Here is a 19,118-nt window from a genome sequence, read left to right as displayed (position 1 = left end):
GAACTGTTCCGGCCGCGTTTGTTTTTTTATGTCGTGCATCAGTCGACGGGCTTCACAACGCGGCGCATGAACACGCGCCGCGTTTCATCGACGCCGCGTGCAATCCGCAGCGCGCGGATGCGCTTCAACGCCACATCGAGTTCGCGGTCCTCGAGTACGTTGAAACCGAGCCGCAGATAATACGGCGCATTCCAGGGCACATCGCGAAACGTCGAAAGCACGACATGCGTCGCGCCCCGCTCGCGTGCGCGCGCATCGACGTGATCGAGCAAGGCCGCGCCGATGCGCTGCCCCGCATGCTCGGGCAGCACGTCGAGCGCTTCGACGTAGATCCGCGCGCGCAGCATCGCGAACATCACAAAGCCGACGCACGCGCCGCCGCACTCCGCGACGATCACCTCGGCGGCACGCACCTTCTTCAGCACGAACGGCGCATCCATCGGCCGCGCAGCCGCGATGCCCGCCAGGCCGACGCTCACGAAACGCTGCGCGGCCTCGTATTCGACGAAGCGAATCGACGCGACATCGTCGGGCACGGCGGGCCGGTAGTGGACAGCGGGCGCTTGCATCGGACCAGGAGGTTGCATACGACGGTTGCGGGTGAACGGTTGCGTACGAAGGAACATATTGACATCAGACGCCCTTGCGAAACAACCCGCCCGCCACGCCGATATAATGCCCAGCACGACAGCACGCTTGTCAGGAGTCACACGATGGCACTTTCAGGTCTTCTCGTCTTTGCGCTCGCGCTGATCGTCGCGGCGGGCTCTCCCGGTCCGAGCATCGCGGCGCTGGTCGCGCGCGTGCTCACCAACGGCGTTCGCGACGTGCTGCCCTTTCTCGCAGCAATGTGGCTCGGCGAAGCGCTATGGCTCACCTGCGCGGTCGCCGGGCTCGCCGTGGTTGCGCGCACGTTCGCGCTCGTCTTCATCGTGCTGAAGTTCGCGGGCGTCGCTTATCTGCTGTTTCTCGCGTGGAAGATGTGGCTCGCGCCCACGGACGTGCACGAAAGCACGCTGCCGAGCGGCCAGTCGCCGTGGCGCATGTTTGTCGCGGGCATGATGGTCACGCTCGGCAACCCCAAAATCATGGTGTTCTACCTCGCGCTCCTGCCTACCATCATCGACCTGTCGCGCGTCGGCACGCTCGCGTGGCTCGAACTCACGCTGACGATGCTCGCCGTGCTGATGACCGTCGACTTCGTCTGGGCGCTGCTCGCCGTCAAGGCGCGCGCGCTGCTGACGAGCCGCCGCGCCGTGAAGATCGCGAACCGCGCCAGCGCGACGATGATGGCGGGCGCGGCGGCCGCAATCGCGACCCGCTGATTTTCTTTCTTCTCGACAGAGCCCGCGCATGCCCGTCCACCTGTTCAGGCAAACGGGCCGCGACGCACTGCTCGCGCTCGGCCGCGAACTGAAGGCCTGGAGGCCGTCCACCGAACGAGCGCTGTTCGGCATCGAGGCGATGATCTCGGTCGTGCTGTCGGTGGCGCTCGCGCATCTGCTGGATCTGCCGAACACGTGGTGGGCCGCGATCAGCGGATTCGCCGTCATGCAGACGCGCTTCCCCGCATCGGCCCAGCGCGCGTTGCATCGCGTGCTCGGCACGATACTCGGCGCGCTGTTCGCCGTGCTCGCAGGGCCCGTCATCGGCGATCGTCCGTGGCTCTTCGTTCCCGTGCTGGGCGTGGTCGGCGGCGTGTGCGTGTATCGCGCGAACGGCTCGTCGGCGTCGTATGCGTGGGTGCTCGGCGGTGTCACGTCCGTGATGGTCTTGTATCAGGCGCACGAACTGCTCAGGTTCGGGCCGACGGCGTCGTTCGCGATGCTGCGCGTCGCCGAAGTGTGCGTCGGCACTGTCGCGTGCCTCGTCGTGTCGGGCGTGTTTCATCTCGGCATCCGCTGGTACGAGCGGCGCCGCCCCGCATCGAAGGTCGTGTCGGCCGCCGCCGCGTCCGCCGACGCGGAACGCCCCACGTTCGAAACGCTGCGCCACGCGCGCATCGTGCTCGCCGTGCAGGCCGGTATCACCGTGTCGATCGTCGCCGCGCTCACCTATGCGCTCGCGCTGCCCGGCTTCGCGCAGGCGCTCGTGACAGCCATCGCGGTGCTGATCCTGCCGCCGTCGTCGCTCGTCGTGCGCTCGCAAAAGCCCGTCGCCGACAAGATGGTGCAACGCGTGGCCGGCTGCCTGATCGCGGGCGCAATCGGCATCGCATTGCTGCCGCTGATGCACGGCCAGATCGTGCCGTGCCTGCTCGCGTTGGCGGCGGGCGTGTGGGCGGGCTGTCACGTGCAGACGGGCAAACAGGGCGCAAGTTACATCGGCCGGCAGTTCACGATCGCGTTCATCATGGTCTTCGTGCAGGATCGCGCGTGGTCCGCCGATCCGCATCCCGCGCTGCTGCGGCTCTCGGGCATCCTGATCGGCATCGCGATTCTCACTTGCGTGATGCTCGCCGCCAGCCGCTTTTCTTTTCTGCCGCAATCGGAAGAAGCGACGCCCTGAGCGCGCCGCTTTCTTCTTCGTTTGCGGCCCGTATCCACGGCCCGCATCGGCGGTTCACATTCACGGCTCGCCGAACAGCGCCTCGCAAAGCTCGAGCCCTTCGGCCGTCAGCGCCGCCGATCCGTGCCCTTCCTCGTCCATCCGCACATTCACCACGCCCGCCGACTGCAACTGCGTCAGATAGCGCCGCAGCGTGCTCATCGGCAGATCGGCGCGCTTGCTGAGCTTCGCTAGCGACCACGATTTGCCCGGCGATTCGCGCGCCGCTTCCCACAGCAGCATCAGCAACTGCTCGACGGTGGGATCGAGTTCGCCGTCCTCGTCGGTGTCGTCGCAGTGCTTGTCGTGTGCCGGGTCATTCGGGTTCAAGTCGAATCTCCTCTGCCGCATCCGTGGTCCATTAGTCATTGCCGCAGGCTCGCCGCCGCCAGCTTGCCGATCGTCGCCAGCGCACGTTCGATTTCCGGCGACCATGCGTAACTGTAATTCAAACGGATGCAATGACTGTACCCGTTCGTCGTCGAGAACATATAGCCCGGACCGACCGTGATGCCATGCTCCAGCGCGAGCTTGTACAGCTTCATCGAATCGACGCCGCGCGGCAGCTCGACCCACAGCACGTAACCGCCCATCGGATGCGACACGCGCGTGCCCTCGGGAAAGAAACGCGTGACCATCGCCGTCATCAGCCGCGCGCGCTGCGCAAAACCCTTGCGCAGCCGGCGCAGATGATGCTCGTAGCCATCCTGCTTCAGATATTCGGCGATCGCGAGTTGCGGAATCGACGGCGTAGTCAGCGTATTGAGGAACTTGAGCTTCTCGACCTGCTCGCGATAACGCCCCGGCATCGCCCAGCCGATCCGGTACGCGGACGTCAGCGTCTTCGAAAATGACGCGCAATGCAGCACGAGCCCTTTGCGGTCATAGTTCTTCAGCGCGCCGGGATGCACGTCGCCGAAATACAGTTCGTGATAGACGTCGTTCTCGATCACAGGTACATCGTGCCGCACGAGCAGCTTGACGAGCTCCCGCTTCTTCTCGTCGGGCATCTGGAAGCCGAGCGGATTCTGGAAGTTCGGCATCACCATGCACGCGGCAATGCGGCGCTTGTCAAGTATCTGCGCGAGCGCGCCGAGCTCGATGCCCTCGCGCGGATGCGTCGCCACCTCGATCGCGCGCATGCCCATGCGCTCGATCGCGTGCAGCATCGCGTAGAACGTCGGCGACTCGACGGCCACCGTGTCACCCAGCTTCGCGACGGCCTGCAGACACAGATTGATCGCCTCGGTTGCGCCGACCGTGACGACGATTTCGTTCGGATCGACGGCGATGCCGTTCTCCAGGTAACGCCGCGCGATCTGGCGGATCAGGTCGGGATTGCCAGGCGGCAACTCGTCGGTGACGCCCCATTGCGTCTTGCGCCGGCCGACGGCATGCGCGTAGCGGTTGATCTTCTGGAACGGAAACAGCGCGGGATCGGGATACGGCGAGCCGAGCGGCACGGCCTCGTCGCTGCCGATCGAGCGCAGCGTCGACAGCACGAGCCGGCTCACGTCCACCTGCGCGGACACGGCAATCGGCTTCGACACATCCAGTTCCTGCACCGGCGCGGCGTCGTCCGCGCCGAGCCGCACAAAGTAGCCGGACTGCGGGCGGCTCTGGATGATGCCCTTGCTCTCCAGCAGCAGGTACGCGCGCAGCACGGTCGTGATCGAAATCTGCCGGTGCTGGCTGGTCTGCCGAACGGAGGGCACGCGTTCGCCCGCACGGAACACACCGCGCCTTATCTGCCCTTCGATCTCCTTCGCCAGTTCTTCGTAGAGCTTCAATGGATGCCTTTGACGTGAGCGCGGCCGCCTTGCGTCGAACGCATGACGCAGACGCGATGAATGAGCCACACAAAACAGGCGGACTACATATGACGCGATTCACACGCCGCCCGCTTTTTAAGCACAGTTCATCGTGATTGATCGTTTTTTCGATAACAGTGTCAACTGTACTCTTTTTCTTTCGCGCATTGTGTACACGCCGGCTACGTGTAATTCCCTCTACTCTTGGTCCACATCAAGCACCACCGGACGCATCATGGACAAGACCACCAAGCCAGGCCGCATCGAACCGTACACGGGACCCGCCGCGGGATGGGGCGCGCTGAAGTATGTGGCGATCAACCTGATCAAGGAAAAGGTCGCGGGCGGCAACTACAGGACGCTGTTCAGGCAGAACCAGCCGGACGGCTTCGACTGCCCGGGCTGCGCGTGGCCGGACCGGCAGCATGCGTCGACGTTCGAGTTCTGCGAGAACGGCGTGAAGGCCGTCGCGGCGGAAGCGACCACCAAGCGCGTGACGCCCGGATTCTTCGCGCAGCACACGGTCGGCGAGCTGATGAAGCAGGACGACTACACGCTCGAACAACATGGACGGCTCACCGATCCGATGGTGTTCGATCCTCTGACGGACAAGTACAAGGCGATTACGTGGGACGACGCCTTTCAGTTGATCGCGAAGCATCTGAAGGGACTCGACAGCCCGCATCAGGCCGCGTTCTACACGTCGGGCCGCGCGAGCAACGAGGCCGCGTTCCTGTACCAGCTGTTCGTGCGCATGTACGGCACGAACAACTTTCCCGACTGCTCGAACATGTGCCACGAAGCGACGAGCCGCGGCCTGCCCACGACCGTCGGCATCGGCAAGGGCACGGTGACGCTCGACGATTTCGAGCACGCCGATACGATCCTGATCTTCGGCCAGAACCCCGCGACGAACCACCCACGCATGCTCGGCGAACTGCGCGAATGCGCGAAGCGCGGCGCGACCATCGTGTCGATCAATCCGTTGCGCGAACGTGGACTTGAACGCTTCGCGAGCCCGCAGCATGTCGCGGACATGCTGTCGCCATCGGGCGTGAAGATCGCGTCGACGTTCGTCCAGCCGAAGATCGGTGGCGACTTCGCGCTGCTCAAGGGTGTCGCGAAGCGCGTGCTGGAACTGGACGATGCCGCCATCGAACAGAACGCCGGACGCGTGCTCGACGTCGCGTTCATCGAAGAACATACGGCGAACTTCGAAGCGTTCGCCGCCGATCTGCGCGAAGAAAGCTGGGACGCGCTCGTCGAAGAATCAGGCGTCGCGCGCGAAGACATCGAAGATCTCGCGCGCATCTTCACAAGCGGCAAGCGCGTGATCTCGACGTGGGGCATGGGCCTCACGCAGCACAAGAACTCGGTGGCGACGGTGCACATGCTGTCGAACCTGATGATGATGCGCGGCAATATCGGCCGCCTGGGCGCGGGCCTGTGTCCTGTGCGCGGTCACTCGAACGTGCAGGGCAACCGCACGGTCGGCATCGAGGACAAGCCGACGCAGGAATTTCTCGACCGCCTCGGCACGGTGTTCAATTTCGAGCCGCCGCGCGTGCACGGCTACGATGTCGTCGAGACGATCGAAGCGATGCTCGAAGGCCACGTGAAGGTGTTCATCGGACTAGGCGGCAACTTCTCGATTGCGACGCCCGACACGCCGCGCACATGGGACGCGTTGCGCGCGTGCGATCTGACCGTGCACATCACGACGAAGCTCAATCGCAGCCATCTCGTGCACGGCAAAGACGCGCTGATCCTGCCGACGCTCGGGCGCACCGAAATCGACCTGCAAAACGGCGCGCCGCAAGGCGTGACCGTCGAGGACTCGATGAGCATGGTGCATGTCTCGTACGGCATGAACAAGCCCGCTTCGGAGAACCTGAGGTCGGAGACGCGCATCGTCGCGCAGATCGCGCACGCGACGCTCGGCAGCAAGAAGGTCGACTGGCTCGCCTATGCGAATGACTACGCGAAGATTCGCGATGCGATCGAATGGTCGATCGACGGCTTCTACGACTACAACAGGCGCATCGCGCAGCCGGGCGGCTTTCATCTGCGCGTCGCTTCACGCGAGCGCGACTGGAAAACGGATACGGGCAAGGCGAACTTCGTCGTTCATCAGATTCAACGCGACACGCCGATCACCCGCGCGCGCGAGCTGCACGGCGAACGCGCGATGACGCTGATGACGACGCGCTCGCACGACCAGTACAACACGACGATCTACGCGCTCGACGACCGCTATCGCGGTGTCTACAACCAGCGCCGCGTCGTGTTCGCGAACGCGGCCGATATCGCGATGCTCGGCTTCAAGCCCGGCGACTGGGTCGACATGGAAACGGTCTGGAATGACGGCATCGTGCGCCGCGCCGAGCGCTTCCTGCTCGTCGAATACGACATCCCGCGCGGCTGCCTTGGCGCTTATTACCCGGAGACGAATCCGCTCGTGCCGCTGTCGAGCGTCGGCGATGTATGCAATACGCCGACGTCGAAGTCGATTCCCGTGCTGCTGCATCCGTCCGCTGCGCCTGCCGCCGCCGCGTGACGAAACTGCGCAACACGGCAGGCCACTTTATGTCGAGCGCTCGACCAGCTGGCGGATCACGGCCTCCACCGTCACGCTGCCCTTCAGCGACGACGCGCTCGCCTCGAATTCGATCCAGCCCTCGTTGAAGCCGTCGAGCATCTGCATGCGCGGCAACGGATTTTTCATTCCCTGCGCGCGAAACAGCGCTTCCCATTCGCCGCGCGGCACGATCTGCATCCGCACCGGCCTGTCCAGCGCGCTCGCAAAGGCGGCCGCGATTTCATCCGGCGTCACGCGGCGCGGGCCTTCGAGCTCGACGACGCGCGCGCCCGTCCACGTGTCCTGAAACAGATGCGCGGCAAGGCGGCCGATATCGTCGGTCGCGACCATCGGCACGGGCTTGTCGAGCGGTTGCAGAAACGCGGGGATCACGCCCGACGTGCGCGCCGGCTCGACATCCCACGCGCAGTTCTCGAAGAACCACGCGGCGCGCAGAAACACGACGGGCATCGGCAGCGTGCGAAGCTCCTGCTCCATGATGCCGAGCTGATTCAGCAGATTCGGCTGCGTGGCTTGCGCGCCGATCGTCGACAGCACGACGACACGCGATGGCTTCGCCGCGTTCAGCGCCGCGCGCAAAGCGGCGATATTGCGGCGCGACTCCGCGAAATCCGGCGACGGATCGAACACGGGCGGCAGCAGCACGAACACGCCCTCGGCGCCTTCGAATGCGCGATGCAGCGCCGCTTCGTCGTGCATTTCGGCAAGCGCGACTTCGCAGCCGCGCGCGGCCCACGGCGCGCCCTTCCCCACGCTGCGCACCACCGCGCGCACCGGCTTGCCCTGCGCGAGCAGCGTATGGGCGACCACGCCGCCGACTTGACCCGTAATACCCGTAATAGCGAACATCTGCAGACTCCCGTTCAATTGAAAATGGTTGCGACGGGATGCATTGTGGTTGCCGGCAGCACTTTACGCCATGACATGAATATCATTTGACTCATGACACAATGGCATCATGATGCAACGTCACGCATGACGCGGAAGAAAGGAGCGCGATGTCCTTCGATGAACGTATTCTCAACGGCATGGGCGTGCTGACGGCGATCGTCGACAGCGGGTCTTTCGCGGGCGCGGGCGAACGGCTCGACATGTCGCAGTCGGGCGTGAGCCGCTCGGTTGCGCGGCTCGAAGCGCGGCTCGGCATACGCCTGTTCGACCGCACGACGCGCACTGTCACGCTGACGGACGAAGGCCGGCGTTTCTATGAACAGATCGTGCCGCTGCTGGGCGGGCTCGAAGAAGCGGCGGCCTCGGCGGCGGGCGGCGCGACGGCCGTGCGCGGACGGCTGCGCGTCAACGTCGATCCGTTCTTCTCGAAGATCGTGCTGAGCCCGCGAGTGGGCCAGTTCGTCGAGCGCTATCCCGAACTTGATCTCGATCTGATCACGCGGGACCAGCTGGGCGACATGATCGCCGACGGTTTCGATCTCGCCGTGCGTTTCGGCGATCCGCGTCCGTCGACGCTCGTCGCGCGCAAGCTGCTGGAGACGCGCATCGTGACGGCCGCGTCGCCGGGCTATCTGAAGAAGTACGGGCGTCCCCTCAAGCCAGCCGATCTGGAGCGCGAGCCACACAACTGCATTCACTATCGCGATCCGGAAACGGGACGTCCGTTCGCATGGGAATTTCACCGGCCGCGCAAGAAAATCGTCGTCGCGGCGCGCGGCCGGCTGACCGTCAACGACGTGTCCACGATGCACGGCGCGTGCCTCGCCGGACACGGCATCGCGCAGATCATGGCGCTGGGCACGCAGCCGCTGTTCGACAGCGGCCGCCTCGTCGATCTCTTTCCCGACTGGCCCGACGAGCGCTTCCCGCTCTACGCGCTTTATCCGTCGCGGCGTCATCCGTCGGCGAAAGTGCGCGCGTTCCTCGACTTCATCGTGAAGATCACGGGCTCTGCGCTCGCCGATACGCCGTGGTACTGACGCGTCGGCGAGCGCCCGCTCATTTGCCGTTCTTCGCCCGCGCCTGCTCGGCGATCGCCTTGTAGTCGTAAGTCGGGTAGAACTCGGTGTGATAGCCGCCCCACGCCGTTTCCTCGATCGCGCGATTCACTTCGCGCAGCCGGTCAGCGGGCACGCGCAGCGTGACGACCTGACCGACGCCCATCATCACGTACCACGACACGATCTCGATCCCAGGCGGCGGAAACGCCTTGTAAAAGCCCTGATCGGCAAGCTCCTGGTTGATTTTCGGCAGCGGCTTCGACTGGTCGTGCTTGAGGAAGATCGTCAGCAGGAACGTGCCGTCGGCTGCGGGCGCGGGCGCCGGCGACGGCGGCGCACCGGCGTTCGTCTGCGCGACGGCGGGCAACGGAGCCATCGCGGCGAGCATTGTCATCAAACTGACTCCTGCAATCCATGTGCGAACGGCGTGCATCGGTTTCCTCCTTGGTTTCGATGGAAAACGGAACGACAGGTATAGAAGCGATGGTTGCATTCATCATGCCATCGCGATCCGGCGCGCACATGAGCATGCACATGAGCGCGCTTTCGCGAACGGCGGATGTCTGCGGCATTAAGGGTTAAACATATGTTGCAATTATTTTTGTTGTGGCAACATCTGTACACACATGCTCCGAACCGTGCCGAACCGTGCAGTTGGCCCGTCCAAAACCGATCGATCCAGATTCAACAGGGGACTTGCAATGAAACGACTGAACTCGCTCGCGCTGGCCTTGTGCGTCGCAGCGACCTGCATCACTTCCGCAGCGAATGCCTCCGCGCAGGAATCGCAGCCCACGCTCGCCAAGATCGAGTCCGCCAATCTGATCGCCATCGGCCATCGCGAAACGTCGGTGCCGTTCTCGTACGTCGATACGAACAATCAGGTGATCGGCTTTTCGCAAGACCTGTGCAACAAGATCATCGACGCGGTGAAAGCGAAGACGCACAAGCCCAACCTTCAGGTGCGCTTCATTCCCGTGACGTCGCAGAACCGCATTTCGCTGGTCCAGAACGGCACCGTCGATCTCGAATGCGGCGTAACGACGAACCTGACGTCGCGGCAAAATCAGGTCGCTTTCGGCGACACGTTCTTCGTCGCGACGACGCGCCTGCTGACGCGCAAAGACTCCGGCATCAAGGACTTCCCCGATCTCGCCGGCAAGACGGTCGTGACGAACCAGGGCACGACGTCCGAGCGCATTCTGCGCAAGATGAACGAAGACAAGAAGATGAACATGCAGATCATCAGCGCGAAGGACTACGGCGAAGGGCGCATGACGCTGGAGACAGGCCGCGCCGTCGCTTACATGATGGACGACGTGCTGCTCGCGGGCACGCGCACGCTGACGGCGAAGCCCGCTGACTGGGTGATCGTCGGCACGCCGCAATCGTCGGAGGCGTACGGGTTCATGCTGCGCAAGGGCGACCCGGAGTTCCTGAAGGTGGTCGACGAAACGCTCGCGCACGTGATGAAGAGCGGCGAGATCAACGCGATGTACGATAAGTGGTTCATGAAGCCCGTGCCGCCGAAGAACATGAACTTCGACTTTCCGATGAGCGACAACCTGCGCACTCTCTACAAGAATCCGAACGACAAGGCTTTCGAATAACGCTGTGTCCAGGGCGCACCAGAAGCGCGCCGGAGGCATAGCGCCGAACGTAAGCCGCCGGAGTAGAATTGTACGAATCGAAACTCGTGACGATCTGCTCCGGAGCTGCAATGACATCGCCCCCGCCCAACGAGGAACACAAGCGCTGGAAACCGTCGCCCACGCTGCTGAACGTCCTCACCGCGCTGATCGGCATCGGAACGCTGTGCGCCGGAATCGGCTGGCTCGTGTATAGCTGGTTCGTCGATCTCGAAGTGCCTTACTTCGCCATTCCACTCGTGTTGTGCGTGCCCGTCATCGTGGCCGTCACGTTCAGGAACATGTTCGACTGACGGGGTTCGGTTCGCACGAACCCCACACCGGTTACGCCGCCTTCGCGGACGCCATCCCCTCGTCGAGCTCGCCGCCGAGCGCATCGACAATCCCCTCCAGCAACTTCGCGAGTTCGCCTGTCATCAACATGACGTCGGAATCGAACTGCTCGTCGTCGTTGAGCGCGGTCGGATCGGCGGCTTCCTTGATCACGTCGAGCGGCGTCACGCGCTTGATCGTCAGCGACGGCGTCAACACGAACGACACGCGGTCGTTCCACGTCATCGCAAGCCGCATGCACTGCTTGCCCGCTTCGATGTGGCGGCGCATGTCGTCCGCTTCGAGCGCGTGGCCGACGTAGCGCACCGTTGCGTTGCCTTCGGCGGGCGAGCGCAGTTCCGTGTCCTGATCCAGCGTGAAATTGACGGGGCCCTCGCCCGCCAGCAGCCAGTTCGTCATTGCGGAAACGGGTGCCTGCGCGACGCGCACGCTGCCGATCGGCAAGCGGTCGATCGACTTCACCAGCAGCCCCAGCACATCGTCGCCGAGCGCCTGCGACGCGGCATCGATCACGAGCCAGCCGTTGATGGTGTCGATCCACACGCGCGTGTCGCGCTGGATGCTGAACGCGCGCGGCAGCAGCTCGTCGGTGACTTGCTCCTTCAGATCGCGCATCTGCTTGCGGCCGGGCTTGAAGCCCTGCTGCTCTTCGAGTTCCAGCGCGCGCGCCTTCGTCACCTGCGTCACGACCGATGCCGGCAGCAGTTTCTTTTCGGCGCGGAACGTGAGCAGCATCTGCTTGTTAATGGAGTAGACAAGCGAGCCGTCGTTGCGCGGCGACGCCCAGCCCTGGCGCTGCACCTCGACGCTATTGGCAGGCTGGAACGCATGCGGCGCGAGCCATTTTTCCATTTGCTCGACGCTCACATTCCACGGAGCGGGAAGACGGTGAAGCTGCAGATTCTTGAACCACATGGCGAGATCGGGCAAAAGCGCGTCATTCTATATGACGGCGGGTTTCCACGTGAGGGTTTGCCCGGATCACCGGTGCTCACCGGCAATCAACGGGCGGGATAGCAGAAGCCATAGTCCTCGCAACCGGGACAGCCCGGCGCGGGCGCAGGCGCGCGGCCCTCAGCGAGCGCCAGTTCGCGCGCGAGGAATTTCTTCCAGCGCAGGCCGTCGACGTTTCGCGCGACGAGCCGCGGATAGTGGCGCGTGAGAATGTCCGTCACATCGTCGCGCCCATCGAGACCGAGATCGCGCCACAGATGATCGGGGCGCAGGCACGCCGTCGCGACGATCGTCGCGAGACATTGCGCGTCGCGGTCGGCGGCTGGAAGCGTCGATTCATGGCGCAGCAGCAGTCCGCGCATCGCATCGACAAACGCCTGATGTTCCGATGAGGCGATGCGTTCGGATACAGAGAGCGACGCCCGTGCACCAGGAAAGTGACGCGACAGCAACGCGTCGAGCGCATCGCGCGCAAGGCCAAGGTGCAGCAACTCTGCGCTCGCAAGCTTCGCACCGATCAGACGCGCGAACATCACGGTATCGGCCGCATCGCCATGCAGTGCATGATCGAGCAGACGCGCTACTGCTGCGTCGCGTGCGCCAATCGGATCAGACGTCATGTCATTGCTCCCGTTCGTGTCCCGCTTCGCTTCAATGTGCGGGCCTCGCTATTTTCACATGGGCGAACGTTAAATCAGCACACTGCGGCGCTCGTCCGCCATGCCGGCCGGCTGGTATGACCACCTCCAATTGATCGCCGCGCTCCAATGACCAGACGGCGGCAATCGTTATGTGCACGGGTTACATGCCCGCCGATCCGTCTGCCCCTTCGCACAAACTGGTATTACCACATTCGCGGCAGATAGACACTGCACGGCGATGCAGTAAAAATGCGCCAGGTTTGGGGCACTGCGGAATCGAATCGCGCAAAGAAAGCAGGCTACAAACGCGGCGTCGCCAGGCGCCCGTGCGGTAAAGAAACTGCGATTCCCAGACCAGCAATAAATCGAATACCCAGTTCGCCGATCCCGGGAACGGACACAGGAGACAAGGACAATATGGCATTACCAACCGCCGTACCGCCAGGGGTACTTTTCGCGCAACCGCTGACGCCCGTCGGCAATTCGCTTCTCTTTTCGTTTCTCGTTGCAGCCGTCCCCATCGCGGTCGCGCTCGTCATGCTCGGCGTGCTTCGCCGGCCCGCGTGGCAGGCGTCGCTGGCGGGCCTGATCGCCGGTCTTGCGATTGCGACAGGCGTATGGGGCATGCCGGCCGGCATCGCATTCGATGCCGTCGGCGCAGGCATGGCGCTCGCGCTCGTGCCCGTGATGTGGATCGTGGTCAACGCGCTGCTGCTCTACAACATCGCGGTCAAGTCCGGACGCTTCGAGCAGTTCCGTCAGTGGATGCTGGACCATCTGCCCGACGACAGGCGTCTCGTGCTGCTCGTCGTCGCGTTCTCGTTCGGCTGTCTGCTCGAAGGCATTTCCGGCTTCGGCACGCCCGTCGCGATCACGAGCGCGCTGCTGGTCGGTCTGGGCTTTCCCGCGCTGGAGGCGCTCACCTTCACGCTGATCTTCAACACCGCGCCCGTCGCGTTCGGCGCGCTCGGGGTGCCGATCACCGTGCTCGGCGCCGTGACGTCGCTGCCCGCCGCAACCCTCGGCTCAATGGTCGGCAGACAGCTGCCTTTCTTCGCGCTGCTGCTTCCGTTTTACGTCGTCGGCATCTACGGCGGCTTCCGTTCGATCCGGCAACTGTGGCCGGCGCTCCTCGTGTCGGGCGGCAGCTTCGCGCTCGCGCAGTTCGTCACGTCGAATTTTCTCGGCTACCAGCTCACGGATGTGCTGTCGTCGCTCACGTCGCTGATCGTGACGATCGCCTTCCTCAAGGTCTGGCGCCCCGAGCCCGACCCCAGGTTCGCCGTCGTGCGCAGCGCGGGCATCGAGAAGAACGGCGCGCGCGTCGGTTACGGCGGCTGGCTGCCGTGGATCATCGTGTCCGTGGTGGTGATCGTCTGGGTCCATGCCGACATCGCGTCGATCGGCGATATCAAGGTGAAATGGCCGGGCTTGCACAACGCCGTCTACGTGACGCTCTACAACAAGCCTTATGCCGCCGTCTGGGACTTCCAGCCGCTCGGCACGGGCACGGCGATCCTGCTCGCGGCCGTCATCACGGCCGCGTGGACGCGCACGAGCGTCGGCAGCTTCTTCGAGTGCGTATTGAAGACGTGGCGTCAGACACGAATTGCAATCGCGACGGTGATGATGATCGTCGGCCTCGCGTATCTGCTGAACTACTCGGGCATGAGCTACACGCTCGGCATGGGCGTCGCGTCGACGGGCGCGCTGTTCCCGCTCGTTTCGGCGTCGCTCGGCTGGGTAGCCGTGTTCCTGTCGGGCAGCGACACGTCGGGCAATGCGCTGTTCGGCAACCTGCAGGTCGTGGCCGCGCGCCAGGTAGGCCTGGACCCGGTGTTGATGGCGGCGACGAACTCGTCGGGCGGCGTGATGGGCAAGATGATCTCGCCGCAGAACATCGCAACGGGCGTCTCGACGACGGAACTGAAGGGCCAGGAAGGCGTCGTGTTTGCCCGCACGTTCTGGCATAGCGTGTTCCTGACCTTGCTGCTCGGCCTGCTCGTGTTCCTTCAGCAACACGTGTTGAGCTGGATGATTCCGACTCTGCCGCATTGACCATTGACCATTAACAGCTGACACTGCATTCGATTCAGTCCGCCAAGCGAGGGCCGCGTCTGTCGTGGCCCTCGCTTGCTTTCTTTCTCCCTTTCTTTCTGCCTTTCTTTCCGCTTTCCTGTCTGCCGGAGGCTGAGTTCATCGGCTTCTGCGCCAGGCCGCGCGCCCGACACCGAATCGCGATCCAATTCGCCGATAACACGCGCAATCGCCTCTTCTAAAGCCTTCGAAATCAAAAGCCCTTAAAACGCGCCAAGCGCTTTCGAATAGATCTTTTGAATCTTTACTCAACTAATCAGAAATTTTGCCGTTAGCCCGTTGTGGGAACATTCCTTTAGCAACGGATCGACATGCAGAGCACTTACAACCTGGGTCTGGTCGCCGTGTCGCTCGCTGTCGCAACGCTCGCGTCGTACACGGCGCTCGATCTCGCCGGACGCATCTCGACAATGGGCCTCGCGCGCGTGCGCCATCTGTGGCTCGCGGGCGGCGCGGCCGCGATGGGCACGGGCATCTGGTCGATGCACTTCATCGCGATGCTCGCGTTTTCACTGCCGATTCCGCTCGGCTACGACTTCGCGATCACCGGCTATTCGCTCGGCATCGCAATCGTGGTGTCGTACTTCGCGCTTTACCAGGTGGCGCGCCGCGCCCTCTCCGTCAAACGGCTCGTGACGGGCGGCGTACTGATGGGCATCGGCATCGCGGGCATGCACTACACCGGCATGGCCGCAATGCAGATGCAGCCGGGCATCCACTATCGCCCGTCGCTGTTCGCCGCGTCGATCGCGGTCGCGATCGTCGTTTCCATCGCGGCGCTGTGGATCGCGCATGCGTTGCGCGACGCGAACGTGCATCGCGTGCTGACCAAGCGCATCGGCGCAGCGGGCGTCATGGGCCTCGCGATCACAGGCATGCACTACACGGGCATGGCCGCCGCCGACTTTCCGCCTGGTTCGATCTGCGGCGCGGCGTACGGCATCAACGCGCAGTGGCTCGCGACGACGATCATGCTGTTCACGTTCGCGATTCTGATCGTCACGTTGATCCTGTCGCGCTTCGATGCGCGCACCACGTTCCTCGCCGGTTCCGTGTCTACGCTGAACAGCCAGATCGTGCGCCTCGCCACCTATGACACGCTCACCGATCTGCCGAACCGCCGCACGCTGACCGAGCGCATCGCGCGTGCGATCGTCGTGTCGAAGTTCACGGGCCGCAGCTTCGCGATCCTGTTCATGGATATCGACGGCTTCAAGACGATCAACGATTCGCTCGGCCACGCCTACGGCGACGAAGTGTTGAAAGCGTTCGCGCACAACCTGCTGCAATGCGTGCGCGGCGCCGATACCGTGTCGCGGCTCGGCGGCGACGAGTTCATCGTGCTCGCGGAAGACCTCGGCACGCCGCAGGATGCGGCAAAGCTGGCCGACGCCGTGCTCGAACGGATGCGCAAAGGCATCGAGACGACGACGCAGAAGCTGCAGATCATGCCGAGCATCGGCATCGCGCTCTATCCGCAGGACGGCGATTCCGTCGACGAGTTGTTGAAGCACGCCGACGCCGCGATGTACGAAGCGAAGCGCGGCGGGCGCAGCGCGTATCGCTTCTTCGAAGCGCACATGAACGAAGCAGCGATGCGCACGCTGAAGATTCAGAGCGCGCTGCACGAAGCGCTCGACAGAGGCTATTTCTCGCTGCATTTCCAGCCGAAGTTCCGCGGCGACAGCGGTGACGTAGCAGGCGCGGAAGCGCTGATCCGCCTGAATCACCCGGAACTCGGCGCGCTCGTGCCGATGGACTTCATCCCGATCGCCGAGCGCTCCGGGCAGATCGTGCAGATCGGCTATTGGGTGCTGCGCGAGGCATGCCGCCATATACGCAGTTGGGAAGCGTCAGGCCTGCCGTCGACGAAAGTCGCGATCAATCTGTCGCCCCGGCAGATGGCGCAGCCGGATCTGATCGAGAAGATGCTGGACATCGTGCGCAGCGAAAACGTCGGTTGCAGCCAGATCATGTTCGAGATCACCGAGTCGGTCGCGATGCAGGACGCAGCCAGGACGACCGACATGATCCGCGAATTCCAGAACAGCGGCTTCGAAATTTCAATCGATGATTTCGGCACCGGCTATTCGAGTCTCGCCTATTTGCAGCGCTTTCGCGTGAAGCAACTGAAGATCGACCGCTTCTTCACGAACGGGCTCGACGCACACGGCCATGAAGGCGGCGCGATCGTGCAGGCGATCATCGCGCTCGCGCACTCGCTGGAAATGGACGTGGTGGCGGAAGGCGTCGAAACGGCCTCGCAACTCGACAAGCTCAAGGACCTGCAATGCGACGAGATGCAGGGCTTTCTGCTCGGCAAGCCGCTCACGGCCGACGCATTCGGCGAGTTGCTTCAGGACCGCATGACGGCCGCCTGATTCGCGCGTGCGCGCGAGTTGCCGATTTGCGCTGCGAGCGAAAAGAGGCGAGCCTTTGCAAAAAGCTTATTGATCGGCGGCTTGGGCTTCGTGGCCTGCATGCGGCACATGCTCTGCCGCGTGCCCGATGTACGGGCTCGTGACCGCGGGCGTCGCTTCGCGGCGAGTCAGCTTGCCGTCGACGGACGCGCCGACATCCATCCGCAACTGCTGGTAATAGATGTTGCCCGTGATGTGCGCGTTCTCCTGCAACTCGACGAAGTGATCGGCGATCACGTCGCCTGTAATCGTGCCGTTGACGATCACGTCGTAGCCGTACACGTTGCCCGTGATCGAGCCGCGATTGCTCAGCACGAGCAGCGTCTCGCATCCCGCCTTGCCCGTGACGTTGCCTTTCACATGACCGTCCATGCGCAGGCCTTCGCTGAACTCGAGATCGCCCGTCAGATGCACGTCGTGCGCAATCAACGTGGCCAGTTTGCTCTGTGTGACGCCCGGTGACTTTTTCTTGCGGAACATGATCGATATCGGATTGAGGTTGAGAACGCGCCGTAGTGCGGCACACGGCGTGCCACACTAACGGCGCGAATGACTCTGGCCTTGCAGGAACAGCACCTGAGCCTTGAGCCGGCTGACTTCGACAGCGAGTGCGTCGGCCGACTTCTGCACCGTCGCACGCGATGCCGCTTCCTGTTTCAGCGCAAGTTGCGCGCGCGTCAGTGCGTCCTGCGCGTCGTCGCGCGAAGCCGGCGCCGTGGGCGTCATGCATGACGCGTGCGTCGCGGCAATGCGCATGTCGTACCCGCGCACCGCCGCTCCGCCCGCCACGACGCACGCGACGCATCCGATGCCAGCGAGCGTCCACGTTGCGATGCGCGCGGCTCGCGAGCGCACGGGCTGTAGCTCATACGCGCGCTGCGCGATGCCGCGCCCGCGCAGGCGGCGCAATGAGCCGATGCGATCAGCCATGAGACGGCTCCATGAAAAGTGCGAGATAGTCGACGGGATCGACGGGCGCGCCGTTGACGAGCACCTCGAAATGCAGATGCGGTCCCGTCGAACGGCCCGTCGAGCCGACGTCGGCGATATGCTGGCGCGGCAGCACGAGATCGCCTTGCTGCACGACGATTTGCGATGCGTGTCCATAGCGCGTGATCAGGCCGTTGCCATGATCGATTTCGACTGCGTTGCCATAGCCGTTCTCCGGCCCCGCATGGATCACGCGTCCGCCCGCTGCGGCGAGAATCGGCGTGCCCGTCATCGCGACGAGATCGACGCCCGGATGAAAGCTGAGGTGATGCGTGAACGGATCGACACGATTGCCGAACGGCGATCCGAAGCGCGCGCCATCGACGGGCATACGGCCCGGAAACGACTCCCAGTTCGCGACGTGCATCGTCGTTTCCTGCTCCAGCGCGGCGAGCGTCGTGACGAGACAGCCGATCTGCTGATGAATCGCGACGGCGTCGCGCATCCGTTCGGACGTCAGCTCGTCGCAGCGACGCGGCGGCAGCGACGGACCGCCTTCGCCGGTTGTCACAGCCGCGTCGCTGGCCCTGTCGTTCTTTGTTGCACTGGGTTTGCTGGCTTTGCCGGGTTTGCCGGCCGAGGCGGAATTGTCGTCGTTGTCTTCGTTCGCTTTTGCCGGGACTTCGCTGGCGGCGCCGCGGTCCTTGCCACTGCCCGCCTTCGCCGCGTTTTTTGTCACCTGTTCGCGGCCCGCCATCTTGCCGTCGCCGCCGACAATCACATCGTCGCCTGCATCGTCGCCGAGCAAATCGCTTGCAGAAAGCGTCGGCGATGCGAACACGGGACGCGGCAAGGTCTTGATCGTCTTCAGCCGCGTTTCGAAATCGTGCAGCGTCGCGACCTGCGATGCAAGCCGCGTCAGACGGGGCTGCATCTGTTCGATTGCCGCATTCAGCTTGCCGAGCTCCGCGATCGTATAGTCGCGCCGGACGCGGCTATCGCCCGTTTGCGCGGCCGCGTCGCTCTTCGGCCACGCGCGGCCGATCATCACGCCCGCCGTCAACGCCAGCGAGGAAGTGCCACACGCGACCAGCACCGCGATCGCGAACGCCATGCGCCGCGTGACGAAACGCACCGCGCCGTTCGTCAGATTGCGGCCCGTGCCCCAGATCAACGACATCAGAG

Annotated in this window: 18 protein-coding genes; 8 read left to right on the top strand and 10 right to left on the bottom strand. The window is 63.9% G+C overall.

Annotation, left to right across the window (positions count from 1 at the left end; translation table 11 throughout):
* Positions 1 to 38: 38 nt before the first annotated feature.
* Entirely contained in the window at positions 39 to 569 is a 531-nt protein-coding gene (locus tag AABE10_RS04880) for a GNAT family N-acetyltransferase (protein WP_342932263.1), read from the bottom strand.
* A 144-nt stretch (positions 570 to 713) separates the two neighbouring features.
* Here AABE10_RS04880 and AABE10_RS04875 point away from each other — a divergent pair, with 144 nt between their 5' ends.
* Complete coding sequence (locus tag AABE10_RS04875) at positions 714 to 1,325, top strand: LysE family translocator (RefSeq protein WP_342932129.1); 612 nt, start codon at positions 714 to 716, stop codon at positions 1,323 to 1,325.
* 28 nt (positions 1,326 to 1,353) lie between these two features.
* Positions 1,354 to 2,508 carry an FUSC family protein gene (locus AABE10_RS04870; RefSeq protein WP_342932128.1) on the top strand — a complete coding sequence of 385 codons (1,155 nt, stop codon included), beginning with the start codon at positions 1,354 to 1,356 and terminating at the stop codon, positions 2,506 to 2,508.
* 60 nt (positions 2,509 to 2,568) lie between these two features.
* Here AABE10_RS04870 and AABE10_RS04865 read toward each other — a convergent pair whose 3' ends face one another.
* Complete coding sequence (locus AABE10_RS04865) at positions 2,569 to 2,877, bottom strand: helix-turn-helix domain-containing protein (protein WP_342932127.1); 309 nt, start codon at positions 2,875 to 2,877, stop codon at positions 2,569 to 2,571.
* A gap of 35 nt (positions 2,878 to 2,912) precedes the next feature.
* Positions 2,913 to 4,337 (bottom strand): PLP-dependent aminotransferase family protein, encoded by a 1,425-nt coding sequence (locus AABE10_RS04860; protein ID WP_342932126.1) that lies wholly within the window; start codon positions 4,335 to 4,337, stop codon positions 2,913 to 2,915.
* A 256-nt stretch (positions 4,338 to 4,593) separates the two neighbouring features.
* On the opposite strand from AABE10_RS04860, the gene AABE10_RS04855 reads away from it, so the two are divergent.
* Entirely contained in the window at positions 4,594 to 6,915 is a 2,322-nt protein-coding gene (locus AABE10_RS04855) for an FdhF/YdeP family oxidoreductase (RefSeq protein ID WP_342932125.1), read from the top strand.
* A 27-nt stretch (positions 6,916 to 6,942) separates the two neighbouring features.
* Here AABE10_RS04855 and AABE10_RS04850 read toward each other — a convergent pair whose 3' ends face one another.
* Positions 6,943 to 7,806, bottom strand: coding sequence for an NmrA family NAD(P)-binding protein (locus AABE10_RS04850; protein WP_342932124.1), 864 nt, complete (start codon positions 7,804 to 7,806; stop codon positions 6,943 to 6,945).
* 149 nt (positions 7,807 to 7,955) lie between these two features.
* On the opposite strand from AABE10_RS04850, the gene AABE10_RS04845 reads away from it, so the two are divergent.
* Complete coding sequence (locus AABE10_RS04845; protein WP_342932123.1) at positions 7,956 to 8,888, top strand: LysR family transcriptional regulator; 933 nt, start codon at positions 7,956 to 7,958, stop codon at positions 8,886 to 8,888.
* A gap of 19 nt (positions 8,889 to 8,907) precedes the next feature.
* Here AABE10_RS04845 and AABE10_RS04840 read toward each other — a convergent pair whose 3' ends face one another.
* A complete protein-coding gene (locus tag AABE10_RS04840) occupies positions 8,908 to 9,303 on the bottom strand; it encodes a hypothetical protein (RefSeq protein WP_342932122.1) in 396 nt (131 codons plus the stop codon).
* Positions 9,304 to 9,610: 307 nt separating this feature from the next.
* On the opposite strand from AABE10_RS04840, the gene AABE10_RS04835 reads away from it, so the two are divergent.
* Together AABE10_RS04835 and AABE10_RS04830 are read left to right on the top strand one after the other, a co-directional pair.
* The gene (locus AABE10_RS04835; RefSeq protein ID WP_342932121.1) at positions 9,611 to 10,519 is read left to right on the top strand and encodes a glutamate/aspartate ABC transporter substrate-binding protein; all 909 of its coding nucleotides are present in this window, start codon (positions 9,611 to 9,613) and stop codon (positions 10,517 to 10,519) included.
* Positions 10,520 to 10,629: 110 nt separating this feature from the next.
* On the top strand, positions 10,630 to 10,851 hold the full coding sequence (locus tag AABE10_RS04830) for a hypothetical protein (protein WP_152764277.1): 222 nt from the start codon (positions 10,630 to 10,632) through the stop codon (positions 10,849 to 10,851).
* A gap of 31 nt (positions 10,852 to 10,882) precedes the next feature.
* On the opposite strand, the gene AABE10_RS04825 is transcribed toward AABE10_RS04830, so the two are convergent.
* Both AABE10_RS04825 and AABE10_RS04820 read right to left on the bottom strand, forming a co-directional pair.
* Positions 10,883 to 11,806: a recombination-associated protein RdgC gene (locus tag AABE10_RS04825; protein WP_342932120.1), complete on the bottom strand. Its 924-nt coding sequence runs from the start codon at positions 11,804 to 11,806 to the stop codon at positions 10,883 to 10,885.
* Positions 11,807 to 11,892: 86 nt separating this feature from the next.
* Positions 11,893 to 12,465, bottom strand: a complete 573-nt coding sequence (locus AABE10_RS04820; RefSeq protein ID WP_342932119.1) for a nitrogen fixation protein NifQ — start codon at positions 12,463 to 12,465, stop codon at positions 11,893 to 11,895.
* A 438-nt stretch (positions 12,466 to 12,903) separates the two neighbouring features.
* Between AABE10_RS04820 and AABE10_RS04815 the strand changes: the two genes are divergently transcribed.
* Positions 12,904 to 14,544 carry an L-lactate permease gene (locus tag AABE10_RS04815; RefSeq protein WP_342932118.1) on the top strand — a complete coding sequence of 547 codons (1,641 nt, stop codon included), beginning with the start codon at positions 12,904 to 12,906 and terminating at the stop codon, positions 14,542 to 14,544.
* A gap of 350 nt (positions 14,545 to 14,894) precedes the next feature.
* Complete coding sequence (locus AABE10_RS04810) at positions 14,895 to 16,964, top strand: putative bifunctional diguanylate cyclase/phosphodiesterase (RefSeq protein WP_342932117.1); 2,070 nt, start codon at positions 14,895 to 14,897, stop codon at positions 16,962 to 16,964.
* Positions 16,965 to 17,030: 66 nt separating this feature from the next.
* Here the strand turns inward: AABE10_RS04810 and AABE10_RS04805 are convergent, their stop codons facing one another.
* The 3 genes from AABE10_RS04805 to AABE10_RS04795 are packed head-to-tail and all read right to left on the bottom strand — an operon-like array spanning position 17,031 to position 19,113.
* Positions 17,031 to 17,483: a polymer-forming cytoskeletal protein gene (locus AABE10_RS04805; protein ID WP_342932116.1), complete on the bottom strand. Its 453-nt coding sequence runs from the start codon at positions 17,481 to 17,483 to the stop codon at positions 17,031 to 17,033.
* A gap of 57 nt (positions 17,484 to 17,540) precedes the next feature.
* The gene (locus AABE10_RS04800; protein ID WP_342932115.1) at positions 17,541 to 17,933 is read right to left on the bottom strand and encodes a hypothetical protein; all 393 of its coding nucleotides are present in this window, start codon (positions 17,931 to 17,933) and stop codon (positions 17,541 to 17,543) included.
* Positions 17,926 to 19,113, bottom strand: a complete 1,188-nt coding sequence (locus tag AABE10_RS04795) for a M23 family metallopeptidase (protein WP_342932114.1) — start codon at positions 19,111 to 19,113, stop codon at positions 17,926 to 17,928. Before AABE10_RS04795 ends, AABE10_RS04800 begins: the two co-directional genes overlap by 8 nt.
* Positions 19,114 to 19,118 lie beyond the last annotated feature (5 nt).

The organism is Paraburkholderia diazotrophica (assembly GCF_038900755.1).
GTDB lineage: Bacteria > Pseudomonadota > Gammaproteobacteria > Burkholderiales > Burkholderiaceae > Paraburkholderia > Paraburkholderia diazotrophica_A.
Note: the sequence above shows the minus strand (reverse complement) of the source record. Positions and strands in the feature narration are given on the sequence as shown.